The 13,821-nt window shown below is 62.6% G+C and carries 8 protein-coding genes and 2 pseudogenes; 3 read left to right on the top strand and 7 right to left on the bottom strand.

All coding sequences use genetic code 11. The features are described from left to right. Positions 1-153: 153 nt before the first annotated feature. The gene (locus tag ACIP5Y_RS47855) at positions 154-1,641 is read right to left on the bottom strand and encodes a flavin-containing monooxygenase (RefSeq protein WP_400360510.1); all 1,488 of its coding nucleotides are present in this window, start codon (positions 1,639-1,641) and stop codon (positions 154-156) included. A gap of 229 nt (positions 1,642-1,870) precedes the next feature. Between ACIP5Y_RS47855 and ACIP5Y_RS47860 the strand changes: the two genes are divergently transcribed. Continuing rightward, positions 1,871-3,052 (top strand): cytochrome P450, encoded by a 1,182-nt coding sequence (locus ACIP5Y_RS47860; protein ID WP_400360511.1) that lies wholly within the window; start codon positions 1,871-1,873, stop codon positions 3,050-3,052. Between the two features lie 39 nt (positions 3,053-3,091). Next, a pseudogene (locus ACIP5Y_RS47865) lies at positions 3,092-3,199 on the top strand (type II toxin-antitoxin system ParD family antitoxin); the annotation flags it as partial. 260 nt (positions 3,200-3,459) lie between these two features. Here the strand turns inward: ACIP5Y_RS47865 and ACIP5Y_RS47870 are convergent. Then, the gene (locus ACIP5Y_RS47870; protein WP_400360512.1) at positions 3,460-3,606 is read right to left on the bottom strand and encodes a hypothetical protein; all 147 of its coding nucleotides are present in this window, start codon (positions 3,604-3,606) and stop codon (positions 3,460-3,462) included. 445 nt (positions 3,607-4,051) lie between these two features. On the opposite strand from ACIP5Y_RS47870, the pseudogene ACIP5Y_RS47875 reads away from it, so the two are divergent. Next, a pseudogene (locus tag ACIP5Y_RS47875) lies at positions 4,052-5,774 on the top strand (IS481 family transposase). Positions 5,775-6,791: 1,017 nt separating this feature from the next. Here the strand turns inward: ACIP5Y_RS47875 and ACIP5Y_RS47880 are convergent. The 5 genes from ACIP5Y_RS47880 to ACIP5Y_RS47900 form a co-directional block, all read right to left on the bottom strand. Beyond that, entirely contained in the window at positions 6,792-7,538 is a 747-nt protein-coding gene (locus ACIP5Y_RS47880; RefSeq protein ID WP_400360513.1) for a hypothetical protein, read from the bottom strand. 417 nt (positions 7,539-7,955) lie between these two features. Continuing rightward, positions 7,956-8,777 carry a mycofactocin-coupled SDR family oxidoreductase gene (locus ACIP5Y_RS47885; RefSeq protein WP_400360514.1) on the bottom strand — a complete coding sequence of 274 codons (822 nt, stop codon included), beginning with the start codon at positions 8,775-8,777 and terminating at the stop codon, positions 7,956-7,958. Positions 8,778-8,789: 12 nt separating this feature from the next. Beyond that, on the bottom strand, positions 8,790-10,235 hold the full coding sequence (locus ACIP5Y_RS47890; protein ID WP_400360515.1) for an aldehyde dehydrogenase: 1,446 nt from the start codon (positions 10,233-10,235) through the stop codon (positions 8,790-8,792). Beyond that, positions 10,232-11,332, bottom strand: a complete 1,101-nt coding sequence (locus tag ACIP5Y_RS47895) for an NAD(P)-dependent alcohol dehydrogenase (RefSeq protein ID WP_400360516.1) — start codon at positions 11,330-11,332, stop codon at positions 10,232-10,234. Before ACIP5Y_RS47895 ends, ACIP5Y_RS47890 begins: the two co-directional genes overlap by 4 nt. 44 nt (positions 11,333-11,376) lie before the next feature. Further along, positions 11,377-13,821 (bottom strand): type I polyketide synthase (locus tag ACIP5Y_RS47900; protein WP_400360517.1); only part of this gene is annotated, 2,445 nt, incomplete at its 5' end.

The following is a 13,821-nucleotide window of genomic DNA, read 5'->3' on the forward strand; positions in this document are numbered from 1 at the left end:
TAACTTTAAGCGCCGACCATGAGTATGCGCCTGCTTCGCGATCAGGCTATGCGCTCAACCGGGCGGAATTTTTCCAGCAGAATGAGACCAGTCGGCGTGGAAGCAGCTGTGGTGGCGCGCTCCTCGCTAGTAAGTCCGAAAGTACCGAGAGGGCTAAGGGGACAGGTGCCCCTCGGAGGCTTTCGCCGCAACTCGGCGGCGGAAGAACTTCACGACGTCGTCGACCGGCCCTCGGCGCAACAGCTTGATGTCACGCAGATAGCTCTGATCTACCCGCCACGGATCTCGGTCTCCTTGCCGCGGCAGCTGGTGCGCACCGCGCAGGACGTAGCCGGAGCGCAGATTCAGAATTGACTCCTCTGCAGCCTCGCCGGGAGCGTCCGGACGGACGGTGTCGTAGCCATGCGTGTCCATGTGGGTCAGCAGACGGCTCACGTACTCGGCGATCAGATCGGCCTTGAGTGTCCAAGAGCTGTTGGTGTAGCCGATCGTCCAAGCAAGGTTCGGCACGTCGCATAGCATCAGCCCCTTGTAGGCGACTGCCTTGCCAGGATCGACAGGGCAGCCGTCGACAGTGAGCTGGATGTCGCCGAAAACCAGCAGGTTCAGCCCTGTCGCTGTAACCACAATGTCTGCCAACAACTCTGCACCCGACCTGAGCCTGATCCCGCGCTCGGTAAAGGTGTCGATCTGGTCGGTGATAATGGTGGCACGGCCGTCGCCGAGTACCCGGAATAGGTCGCCATCTGGGGCGATGCAGAGCCGCTGGTCCCACGGCTCGTAGTCGGGCGTGAAATGGGTGCTTACGTCGTAACCGGCGGGGAGCAACCTGGCAGCGCCCTTGTGCAGCAACGACTTAACCAGCTCCGGCCTGCGTCTGCTGAGCTTGTAGAAGCCAAGGGCGATCAGCGCGTTCATCCACCGGATGGCGGGGTTCGCGAGCTGCGCGGGCAAAATACAGGACAGCATGCTGGATAGCTTGTCGCGGCTCGGCAGCGCCATAACGTAGGTGGGTGAGCGCTGCAGCATGGTGACATGCTCTGCCGTCTCGGCGAGCGCGGGCACCAAGGTAATTGCGGTGGCACCACTGCCGATCACGATAACCCGGAGACCGGTATAGTCGAGATGCTTTGGCCAGTGTTGCGGGTGCACTACAGCGCCGCGGAATGAACCGACGCCAGGGAAATCGGGGCTATACCCCTCGTCGTAGCAGTAGTAACCAGTGCACAAGTACAAAAATGAGCACTTCATGAAAATCGGTTCCGGCTCATCACCACGTTGAACGGTTACCGTCCAACTGGCCGTATTGCTGTCCCAATCAGCGCTTACGACTCGGTGCCCGAAACGGACGAAATCGGTTATGCCGAGCGCCTCAGCAGTCTCCCGCACATAGGTGAGGATGCTGGAGCCGTCGGCGATCGCCTTCGGTCCTGTCCAAGGCCGCATTGCATACCCCAGCGTGTACATGTCTGAGTCCGACCGTACGCCCGGATAGCGGAACAGGTCCCAGGTGCCGCCGATCACGCCGCGGGCCTCCAAAACGGCCAAAGTGCGACCTGGGTGGTCATGTCGAAGCCGACAAGCGGCGCCGACCCCTGACAGCCCCGCACCCACAACGAGAACGTCAACGTGCTCGGTCATGGACTCTCCGTCCGTCTCGTCAGCCCATCGTCAGGGCGCACTGGATCCATTAACCCATCCTGACAACCCAGCGCTCCAGGCCGCCAATGATTTAGGGGGGCTATAGGGTCCAGCCTAGGGGGATCCTAGGGGCGTATTTCGGCAAAATGCGGCGGTAGCGTCGAAGGCCGCGCCGAATTAACGGGCACTCGCCTGTTGACTGTTCACCGCACAATTCGAGGTCGCCCAAATGAATTCAGAAACCGTGCCGGTTAGCCGGAAGTGCCCGCACCTGCCGCCTCCCGAACACCTAGCGCTGCAGCGCGAGTGCCCCATTTCCCGCGCGACCCTGCCGACAGGAGCGCAGACATGGGTGCTAACCCGATATGACGATATCCGGCAGATGTTGAACGACCCCCGATTTAGCTCGGACCTGCTCGATCCGAACTTCCCTTCCCTATTTCCACGCCCGACACGCACCAAGCCGTCGTTCGTTGCAATGGACGGTGAGGAGCACAAGTCCGAGCGCAAACTTCTGACCGGTGAGTTCGCGATCGGGCGGATGAACTTACTGCGTCCCAAGATCGAGGAAATTGTCAACAGCTGCCTCGACCGGATGTTCGCTGAGGGCGGACCGGTCGATCTAATCACCGAGCTTGCACTACCGGTACCCACCGCGGTTATCTGTGGGTTGCTCGGGGTTCCCTACGAAGACCACGCCTTCTTCCAGCTGAACGCTGCTCACATGATCGACGGCAGGCTCTCCCACGAGGAGCGCCGAGATGCTGTGATCCGGCTACGCAGCTACATTGACCAGCTCGTCGCACTTAAAGAATCAGTTCCCACCGACGACATCCTCAGCCGCCAAATCATCCGGCGCCGGGAACTTGACTCCTATGACCACCAAGAAATGGTCAGCACATCCATGGTTTTGCTGGTCGCGGGGCACGAGACCATTGCCAATCAAATCGGGCTGAACGTAATGACGCTCCTGCGCCAGCCCGAGGCCCTCGCCAATCTCCGCGCGAACCCAGCCAATATTCCCAATGCTATTGAGGAACTCCTACGGCACTTCACCATCCTGGAGTTCTCCAGCTCCCGGGTCGCGAAAGAGGACGCCGAGATCGCCGGGGTACGAATTAAAGCGGGCGACGGGGTGTTCACCCTAACGCACACCGCAAATCACGATCCGGCCGTCTACGCTCAGCCCAGCGAGCTGGACTTCGACCGGCCGCGCAACCTGCACCTGGCATTCGGATACGGTCCTCATGTCTGTCTTGGCCAGCACTTGGCTCGGGTGCAGCTGCAAGTGGTGCTCACAGTCCTGCTGCGGCGGGTCCCCTCTCTACGTCTGGCAGACCCAGAGGCTGAACTCATCTATAAGACCGGCGGCCCGGTTTTCGGCCTTCAGACCCTACCCGTCACGTGGTGAGAATGCTCATTACTATTCGGAGACAGTACGGCCACCGACGTTGTCCGTTCCGCCCTACGACTACTCGAGAACCATGAGACCGAGCTCCGTGCGGTGCGAGGCGCACATCGACGCCGAAAACAGCAGCCCCAATCGGCCGTTCGATAGCAAGGCGTTCCTGGCACGCAAGTGACACACCCCCGGCCGGGCGGAGAAACGGAACCGGCGACGAACGCCCGGCCGCACCTGAGCCAGACCAGTCCCCCACCGCGGCCGTCTCACCGTCCTGTGCACCGAGTCCGGTGCAACCTACCGGCAGATGCGAGGTCCTGTCCCTGTCCGGTGAGATCCCAGCGAATTGACCTGCCACAGAAACTGTCTCGACCTCAGGGTGTAGCAGCCCCTGGAGGGTGAGTCGGATGCGCCAGCTACTCGTAGACGGCGGCCGCGGCAAGTGCACGAGCGAAGAAAGTCCAATCGCCGTGTGAGGGCAGTTCCTTGCCGAAGTTCTGATACCAGCCCTCGGAGTCACTCACCCACGCGGCCAGCGCTTCCAAGAATTCCTCCAGCGTCACGTTCTGCCACCGATCGCGGTGCGCCAGCAAGTCGTCCCGAAGTTCGTCGATGCAAGCGGCGAGCGCTGCGCGGGTTCGTACTTCGTCGTCGGGTGTCAGGGGTATCGGCGAATAGTATTGGTAGTGCGCAGTGCGAATCCGCTGACCGATTCACAAGTTCGGTCGTGATCGCCGCCGGCGCTTGGTCTTCCGATCCCCTCGAACCCGTTGGCGGATTCGACGGTACCGGCGGACCCTGTAGTCGCGGCGAAGCCACCCTCGGAGATCTCCCAGCCGGAAAATGCTAATGACATTTGGAATTAATAGTGCAACTGTCGATGTGAGGGCTCAAGACATGCTTGACCGATTGTTATCAAGTGACGCTTGACGTGTCGTCCTCATCGGTGGTGTTGTCGTTCCAGCCTTTGGCGACGGCGCGAACGGGGTCGGCGTGCATCAGCAGACGATGGTGGAATACCGCTATCGGGCGGTGTGCGAAGTCCTGGGCGGCTGCCCGATCGGTGAGGTCGCGGCCCGGTTCGGAGCGTCGCGGCAGTCACTGGACACCTGGCGCAAGCGGTTCCGGCAGGAGGGCATGGCGAGGTTGGCGGATCGGTCACGGCGACCGCGGACCAGCCCGGCTCGTGTCGCCACCGATGTCGAGGCGCTGATTTGCCAACTGCGGCAAGAGCATCCACGCTGGGGTGCCCGTAGGATCAGCCACGAGCTGGCCTCGCGCGGCGATATTCCGGCGCCGGCACGAGCGACCGTGCATCGGATCCTGGTCCGCAACGGGTTGGTGAATCGGCAAGCCCAGCAACATAAACGGGTGTATCGACGCTGGCAACGGCAGGAACCGATGCATCTGTGGCAACTCGACATCGTCGGCGGTGTTCCCCTGGCCGACGGTCGCTCCTGCAAGCTGGTCACCGGTATCGACGATCATTCACGGTTCGTTGTCGTGTCCGCTGTGCTGGCGACTCCGTCGGCTCGCGAGGTCGCCGAAGCGTTCCTGGCCGCGATGCGCCGCTATGGCGTGCCCTCGGAAGTGTTGACCGACAACGGCGGTCAGTTCACCGGCCGGTATCTCAAACCGCAGCCGGTGGAGGTGCTGTTCGAACGGATCTACCGGGAAAACGGCATCAAACAGCGGCGGACGAAACCGAAATCGCCCACGACAACGGGGAAGATCGAACGGTTCCACAAGACACTGCGCAACGAGTTCCTCGATCATATCGTCCCCTTCGAATCGATCACTGCCGCGCAAGAAGCTGTCGACGCATGGATCGAGGCATACAACTGTCAACGCCCGCATCAAGCACTCGACATGGCCACACCGGCCAGCCTGTTCCGCCCGAACGGCCCAACACGTCTCGACACCAGCAGGCCGGTCGTCGCAGTGAAATACCAGTATTGCCAACATCGTTCGTTGTCGGAGTCATCGAGCCGCCACAGCTACCGAGCGCCGACGGAGCAGCGGTCGAGTTCGAGGCACGTGTCCCCGCCAGCGGCAGTATCCAGATCCGCGCCGGCCGCCAAACAGTGCTACTACACAAGAGCATGGCCGGCCACACCGTGACCGTCTACCCGAGGACCTGCAACACCTCGCGATGCGCGGGGCCCGACCGGCGGGGCCGGAACCGGAAAAACCCGCGCTGCGCCGAGCGAACGGAATCGCCACGGTCCGTCCGGGCGACGCGGTCGAGATCGAACGAACCGTCGCCCGAGACGGCACCACCTCCATCGCCAACCAGACCCACCCGATCGGAGCCATCTGGGCAGGGCGCCGAATCACCTTGCGACTCGACGGACACCTCATGCACGGCATCATCGATGACGCCCTCATCGGCACCTGACCCTGCCCAGTCGCTGTCGACCGACTCGCTCGACTACCCGGAGCGCGCACACCGTCGACAGTGTTGCCGCCCCTGCCGATGCCCGCGGGATCGCTACGCGCCCAACGGAAAGTCCATGCCAGCGGCAACATCATGGTCGCCAAACAGAACATCAAACTCGGGCCACGCTACCGAGGCCAGACCGTCACCGTCGTCATCGAAGACACCCACTTCCGGATCCTGCTCGGCGAGGAAGAGATCGCTGTCCGACCAAGGCAAAACCTCAAACCCATCACTCGCTTCTACGTCACCGGCGCAGGCGTCAAAGCACCGAACACGTCAAGCATCACGTGATAACAGATGGTCAAGGATGTCCTGATTCCTCCCACTGACAGCAACAACGGTTTTCAGGTCCGCTGCACTCGGCCGATTGTGTCGCGGGTTGGTGCGACGTGGCGAAACAACGCGTCGGTGGGGCGCGGAAATTCGGCAAACAGGGAGGAACCACGTGACAGACATCGACGACGGCAATCCATGGTCACGGCAGGGGCCAGTGTACGGCCTACGACTATCGGATCTTTGTCGCGGGGCTCATACACGGGCGGGAATGGCTGGACATCGCCCGCGATATCGGCCGCAGTGTTAGGCGACCAAGACCCGCGCGCGCATTCTGATCGAGGACGAGGAGAGGGGACACGGTAGAGCCTGGGAGCGGCTGCGGCTATTGCCTGATCACCGAGACCGACAACCCGCAGGCCCGCAACCAAATTGGGTGGAGCGTAAGCGATATGGAGGCAGTGCCGATCTCGCTGACTGTGCCTCCATACCAGCTGAAGCTGTTTTCGAAACCAGTGACCGGGGCCGAACGATCCCGCCGCCGAGTCAGCACATTCGCTGGCGTGCCTTGGGTGCATTCGCCAATGCCGGCATCTCGTTCAGGACTCACAAGAGCGGTGGTTTCAGCTATAAGGGTCCCCACCACCACCGAAGTGCGCCCGCATATGGGCGGCACGGAACGGGCACGATGTGGCGGCGGCCATCGCTGCGATCGTTGGTGTCGACATACGCCGCCGGACCGTCGACATGCCTTCTCAGCTTCCCTCCACAGCGTGGAGTTCAGCAGCTTGTCGGCCGGTTGCGGGTGAACCGCTGACGAAAACAATCCGAAGCCGAATCCGCCGTAGTTGCCCCCGTCCTTGTCGAGGATCTGTTTCACTCACATTCGGCGTCGGAGCGGATGAAATCACCAAAATGTATGGCTGCCAGGGATCTCTGGTCGGTCCGCGAAACAGTGACGGTCTCGTGATCCCTGACTATTTGCGTATACTCTCAGCTCGTCTATCGACGGGAGGAACGTGGGGTCGATGCCTGTTACGCCGCAGGCACCGGGGCGGCGGTCGACACTATCGGTGTACTCAGCTTCTGCTGCATCTGGATAAGCGCCGCGATACCGACCGGAATTCCGACCACCGCACCACCGATCATCGTGCCAATTCCACCGGCGAGCGCACCGCCGGCCGCACACCCCGCCAAGGCTGCCGGGATAGAGAGCGTTCCGGCACTGACTGGGATAAATAAGCTTCCGCCGGTGAATGCGCCGGCGGCGCAGCCGATGGCCAGACCGGAGAGACCGCCGATCATCGAACCAACGCCCATCGCCAATCCGAACTGCCCGCCAACCACGGCGATTGCCTGGTTGAATCGGTCGGCCGGATCCTTCGCGGCTTGTTCCGCAACTGGCGCTTCCACCTGAGCGAGCGAGGTTTCAGTCTTGGGCGGCGCCGCGGACGCTCCACTACCGGAAACGGTGACGGCCGCCGGCGGCACCGAATCAAAGGGAGCCCCGGCGATGGTGGTTCCGGTGACATCTTGAATTTGGACCTGCCCTGCTCGAGTAGTCAGTGTTCCGAACGGTGTTCTGATAACGACGGAACCGTCGGACAGGCTGCTGCTGTACTGGACACCAGGCAGGATCTGAGTCGACAGTGCATCCTGGTCAGCAGCCGATGCGATAGTTGCTGGGGCTTCGGCCTGCGCGATACCACTCCCCGCAGCGGCGAAGACGGTTGCGATGGCGGCGGTTGCAACCCATTGGGCTGGCTTACGAATCGAGGTCATCGTTAGTTCTCATCTCCCTGTTCTCTTTTCCACTTCTTGGTTTCGTCGCACAGCCGAATTCCCTTGATTCGAAGGCATTTCGAGGATTCCGCGGGTTTCGCGGTGCACATTGATACCGAGGTCTGCATGCGCCTATCAGAACGATGTATTGAATTGGGGTTTCGCGACCTCACAAGACCGAGCACAAGGATCTTGATGATCCGAATCCCGCTGTGCTGGTCAGCTATTCATCGTCAGGCGTTCGATGTGAAGTCAGTCGTAACGTTGTGGACCTACGTCATAAGCCTTGCTCGCGTGCAGTTTCCGCCGACGCGGGGCAAACGAATCACAACGACGTGAGACACCGCCTAAGGTGCGAACTATTGAACAACTCCGCCGAGAGCTGGCTTCTCTCGTAACGGAGGCCACCTCGGTGCGTCACGGGGTGCTGAATCCGGCGTCTACAGGCAGCGCTACACCCGTGACGTAGCGCGCCTCGTCAGAGACGAGCCAGGCGATGGCGTTGCTGACATCGCTCGCTTCCAGCATCGTCACGTCGAGGATGTGCCCGACTTCCGCACCAGTTGTCGGCGGTTTGGTGTGCACTGCTTTGACGGCGTCGTTAATCAACATCGGCGTGCGTACCCCGGTGGTATGGATCGAATTCACGCGGATGTCGTACTTACCCAGCCAATGTGCCCAGGCTCGGCTGAGTCCCAGCAGCGCGTGCTTGGACGCCACATAGCCCTCCGCACCACCTGTGCTGCTGCCGATCTTGCCGCTCAGGCCCATCACCGAGCTAATGACAACTACGGCCCCGCCGTTGCCCGCCTCGATCATCTTGGGTGCTGCGGCATGCACCGTGTTCCACGCACCGATAGTGTTGATCTCCAGCTGATCGCGGAATGCCTGTCGGTCGCTGGTCGAGGGGTGCGCCATGGCGACGCCCGCATTAGCCACGAGGATGTCAAGGCTTCCGAGTTCCGCGACACCCTGGTCAACAGCGTCCTCCAGTGCGTCTGCGTCGCGGGTGTCGGCCTGTGCCGTAACCACGCGCCGACCCAGCTTCTCGACCGCTGAAGCGGTCTCGGCCAGGTCATCCGGCGAGGCCAGGGAGTATGCGAGCGTGTCGATATTCTTGCAAATGTCTACCAGGATCAGGTCCGCACCCTCTTCTGCCAGCCGGAACGCGTGGCTGCGGCCCTGCCCGCGAGCGGCGCCGGTGATCATGGCGACCTTGCCGGTGAGTCGTTCAGTCATTACTAACCTTCCTTAGACGAGCTGGTCGATGTAGATCGACTTCGAAACCTGATACGTGGCAAGGCCTTCCGGGCCAAGCTCACGGCCAAACCCGCTTGCCTTCACTCCTCCGAATGGAGCTACCGGATCGTTGGCATAGCCGTTGACCCCGATCGAGCCGGTGTGTACACGGCGAGCCACGGCGAGGCCTCGGTCCGGGTCTGCGGTCCAGACCGACCCCCCGAGTCCATACTCGCTATCGTTCGCGATGGCTATAGCCTCGTCCTCGTCGCGATACGGAATGACTGCGAGAACGGGCCCGAAGATCTCCTCGCGAGCGAGAGCCGAGCCGTTATCAACGTCGGCGAACACGGTCGCGTCCAGATACCAACCGGGACCTTCTGGGCAAGAGCCGCCGGCGGTAAGGCGAGCACCGTCGCGGACGCCGCAGTCAATCGCAGCGGCTACACGGTCGCGATGGCGTGCCGATACCAAAGGTCCCAACTGGGTTTCCGGGTCGAGCGGATCACCCACGACCAGCGATTTCGCGAGCCCCGTCACGGCGTCCACGATCTCGTCGTAGCGTGACCGTGGCGCGAGTACGCGAGTACCCAACCAGCAGAGCTGGCCATTGTTGAGCAAGGTGGCACGGAAGAACCGGTCCATGAGGGTTGTGAGGTCCACGTCCGGCAGAACAATCGCAGCCGACTTTCCTCCAAGCTCCAGCGACACCGGACGAAGCAAACCCCCGCAGGTCGCGGCGATCTCGCGGCCCGCCGTGGTCGACCCAGTAAACGACACTTTGTCCACCCCCACATGCCGCACTAGATGGCGACCGGTGTCCTCGCCGCCAGGCACTATGTTCAACACTCCAGGCGGCAGCCCCGCCTCGTGAGCGGCCTCAGCCATGAGGAACGCATCGAGCACAGTCTCCGGCGAGGGCTTCAGCACCACAGTGCAACCTGCCGCGAGCGCGGGGGCAATTTTCATGAACGTGATGCCCTGTGGCACGTTCCACGGCACTATTGCTGCGACCACCCCGACAGGCTCGGGTACGACGATCGCGCGCCCACCGAACCGACCAGGTCTGACGTCGGGCTTTGACCACTTTTCGGTGAGTTCGGCGTAGTACCGCAGCAGCATCGGCGGTGCCGATGCCTCAAGAACCCCGGACAAGCTGATCGGCATCCCGTTCTGAATGCTCACCCGACACGCGATCTCAGGCCCGCGGGCGGCAAAGGCTTCGGCAAAACGTTCCAGCACCGCCGCACGCTCGGACGCCGGAAACCGGGGCCAGCCGGCCGGATCGTCGAATGCGGCCCGAGCTGCGGCGACAGCGGCGTCTACATCGGGCCGAAGCGCCTCAGGCACGCTTCCGACGGGTTCCCCGGTGCTTGCCGCATACGCAGTGATGCGGTTGCTCGTCGCAGGCTGCTTCCAGCCACCGCCGACGAATAGCAGGTTGTAGTCCACGGTCATAGCGTCAGCACCATCTTCACTACCTCACCACGGATCTGAGCTGCGATTGCATCGTTGAATTCCGAAAATGGGCGTGTCGTGACAAGCCGGTCGAGAGGAAACCGGCCGTTGATGTACATGCCGAGTAACCATGGGATGAACTGGGCGGGGTTGCTGTCGCCCTCAGCGATGCCGACGACCTTCAATCCAAGGATCTGGCTCATGCCCAGGCTCAGCGGTAACGTGCTGGCCGGGTCCGCTGGCACACCAAGCAGGCCGATAGCTCCGCGTTTGGCCATCGCTTTCACCACCTCGCCGAGTACCACAGGCTGCGCAGTGGTGTCGATCGCATAGTTCACGCCCTGCGGGAGCAGCTCGCGGACCTGCTCAGATATTGGTCCGTTTGCTGGGTCAAGTACCGCCGTGGCACCGAGCTCGGCGGCCAGTCGCCGACGTGACTCCACAAGTTCGACGACGATCACTTCTGCGGCGTTGGCCAGCACCGCGGCCATCACAGCGCTGAGACCCACCGAACCCGCACCGAGGATGAGCACGGATTTCCCGGGCTCGACGCGAAGCGAGTTGAGGACTGCACCAGCGCCGGTCTGTACTCCGCATCCGAGCGGCGCGGCGAGCGCCAGCGGCACTTCGTGGGGGATCTTCACGACAGACCGGATATCGGCGATCGCATGCGACGCAAAGCAGGACTGACCGAAGAAGTTTCCACCGATCGAAGTGCCATCAAGCGAAAGCGGGCTAGTGCCGTCAAGCCGCCTGCCCATCAAGTTACGGGCGACAAACGTATCGCAATAGGACGGCAGGCCGGCGCTGCAACTGCCGCAGCCGCCGCAGCTCGCGAAGGTCAAGCAGACACGATCGCCCACAGCGAACCCGGTCACGTCGCCGCCGACCGCTTGGATGACCCCGCTGCCCTCGTGGCCCAGGACGCCAGGGAGCGGGAACGGTACATGCCCCTGCTGGACAGCCACGTCCGTCTGGCAGATCCCGGAGCTGTGCAACTCGACCAGGACCTCTGCCCGACCAGGGTCGGCGAGGTCGATATTCTTCAGGACGAATGGGTTTCGGACGCTGTCGAGGACTGCGGCAGAGATTTTCATGGTGCCCTTCGGTCGGTATTACACAGTGAGGTGCACGGGCAAGTTCATCGGTCCTCGGCATTGCCGAGCGCGATCCGCACGAGGTCGTCAACGTCCGCGACGAGTAGGTCCGTCACCGATTCGGCCGCGCCCGACTCAGGGAAGCCCGCAGATGAGTTTTCGGCGAGTGTGAGGATGACGTCGAGCAAGCCTGCCTCGCGGAGCCTGTCCAGAGGCACGGCTAGAAGTCGCTGCCTGATCTCTTCATCGGGGTCGGTCGAGCCACTCAGCTGCACGTCGAGGTGATCGATTAGTCGCAATGGACTCGGGTAATCGAAGACCAGCGTGGCCTCAAGCATTAGCCCAGTGGATGCCTGCAGGTGGTCGCGGAACTCCACCGCCGTGATGGAGTCGAACCCGGCGTCCCGGAACGAGCGACTTAGATCGATATCTTGGCCGCTAACATGCCCCAACACTGCAGCCGCATGCCCGAATACGATTTCCGTCAGCCGACCGCGGCGTTGCTCAGGGGACAACGCCGCGAACTCCATCGCGGCGCTGGTGCCCCGTTCCTCGACTGCGGGCACGGCTTCCGCGATCTGGTCGAACAACCGGCTCGGCCGCGTCAGAGTGAACGCTGGCGCAAACCTTGACCATTCGATGTCGGCTACCGTCACCGCCGTCTCGTCCTGTTCCAGAACTAGTTGCAGGGCAAGGATTCCCGGCCGCGGCAACATCGGCCGCACACCCAGCCGGGTCAGGTAATCTCGATGTTCGATATCGTTGGCGGCCATCCCGACCTCGGCCCACGTTCCCCAGGCGATCGACGTTGCGACTCGGCCCCGAGAACGCCGGTGGTGCGCCAACGCGTCCAGGCTGGTGTTCGCCGCTGCATATCCGCCCTGCCCGGTGCCGCCCCACGAGGCAGCGCCGGACGAGAACAGAACGAAGGCGTCCAACGGCACATCGGCCGTAAGGTCGTCGAGCAGCATCGCGCCGGTCAGCTTCGCGCGCAGGCTTTGGTGGAGCGACTCGACGCTCAGCGATTCGATCGGGGTGGGTGCGTGAAGCACGCCGGCGGTGTGGACGACCGTACGGAGCGGATGGTTGGTCGGAATAGTTGCGAGAACATCGGACAGCGCAGCGCGATCAGCAACATCACAGGCGACGACGTTGACTGTTGCCCCGGCGGCTTCCAGCTCGGCGCGCAAGCTCCCGGCACCGGGAGCGGCGAGACCGCGGCGCGATAGCAACACAACATGTTCGGCTCCGCGCTCAATCACCCATCGCGCCACGTGGGCGCCAAGACCGCCGGTGCCGCCAGTAATCAGCGCAGTCCCGCTGGTACGCCACGCCTCGTAGCCACCACCTAACGGCCTGCGCACAAGGCGGCGGGCAAACACCCCGCTGGAACGGATAGCTAGTTGGTCCTCACCATGATCGGCCGTCAACAAGCGCTGAAGCCGACCTAAGGCGAGATCGTCGAGATTGTCGGGGAGATCCATGAGACCGCCCCACAGTCCAGGATGTTCTAGCGCAGCCACCCGGCCAAGACCCCAAACCACGCTCGATCCCGGCCGGGAGATTGGGTCACCGGGCAAAGCCACTACAGCACCGCGAGTGATCACCCACAACCGTGTCCCCGCACCGGATTCTCGTGCTGCCCGCACCAAGTCGACTGTCGTTACGAGATCCTCCCCGGGGAGCAGCGACACCACCGCACCTGCAACATCGGGCAGGGACTGACCGGCGGTGAATTCGACCAGTTGAACTGGGTTAAGCGCTTCGATGACCGCACGGGTCCAGAGGTCGATGCCACCTGGCTGTACGACCGCGATAACCGACTGTGACTCAGCGGGTAGTTCGTCGACCGTGACCCAGCTGTCGCTGTAGCCCCACTGCTGGACCTCGGTTTCCCGACGACGTTCTTCTCGCCAGCGCAATATGCCCGGCACCACATCCGAAACGACGTCGTCCTCGACACCCCAGGACCGAGCAAGCTCCCGTACGTCACCCTCTTCGACGGTCTCCCAGAACTGGGCATCCACCAGATCCTGGCTAGGCACTGCCACAGCCGCAGGCTCGGGCCAGTATCGCTCATGCTGGAACGCATACGTCGGCAACTCCACCCGCCCAGGCGTGAGCCCGACGAACAACCGCCCCCACTCCACCGACACACCCGCCACGAACAACCGCGCCAGAGCATGCAAGAAACCACGCCCACCATGCTGCAACGCCACCGACGTAGCAGTAACACCATTACCCTCGACCAACCCCGCGAGCACCGCATCCGGACCAGCCTCGACGAAAGTCGACACCCCCTGACCGGCAAGGAACTGCAGACCATCACCGAACCGCACCGTCGAACGCACCTGCCGCACCCAATACTCCGGCGAAGCAATATCCGCCGGTGAACCGGTCACATTCGACACCACCGCAATCGTCGGCTCCGAATACTCCAACGTCTCGAGCACCCGCCCGAACTCCTCGAGCATCGGATCCATCAACGC

Source organism: Nocardia sp. NPDC088792, assembly GCF_044750615.1.
Taxonomy (GTDB): Bacteria; Actinomycetota; Actinomycetes; order Mycobacteriales; family Mycobacteriaceae; genus Nocardia.

What these genes read in the sequence shown, in the direction of transcription:
- ACIP5Y_RS47890 (WP_400360515.1), bottom strand. Translation starts at nt 10,235, where the DNA reads ATGACCGTGGACTACAACCTGCTATTCGTCGGCGGTGGCTGGAAGCAG.
- ACIP5Y_RS47880 (WP_400360513.1), bottom strand. Translation starts at nt 7,538, where the DNA reads ATGACCTCGATTCGTAAGCCAGCCCAATGGGTTGCAACCGCCGCCATC.
- ACIP5Y_RS47895 (WP_400360516.1), bottom strand. Translation starts at nt 11,332, where the DNA reads ATGAAAATCTCTGCCGCAGTCCTCGACAGCGTCCGAAACCCATTCGTC.
- ACIP5Y_RS47885 (WP_400360514.1), bottom strand. Translation starts at nt 8,777, where the DNA reads ATGACTGAACGACTCACCGGCAAGGTCGCCATGATCACCGGCGCCGCT.
- ACIP5Y_RS47860 (WP_400360511.1), top strand. Translation starts at nt 1,871, where the DNA reads ATGAATTCAGAAACCGTGCCGGTTAGCCGGAAGTGCCCGCACCTGCCG.
- ACIP5Y_RS47855 (WP_400360510.1), bottom strand. Translation starts at nt 1,641, where the DNA reads ATGACCGAGCACGTTGACGTTCTCGTTGTGGGTGCGGGGCTGTCAGGG.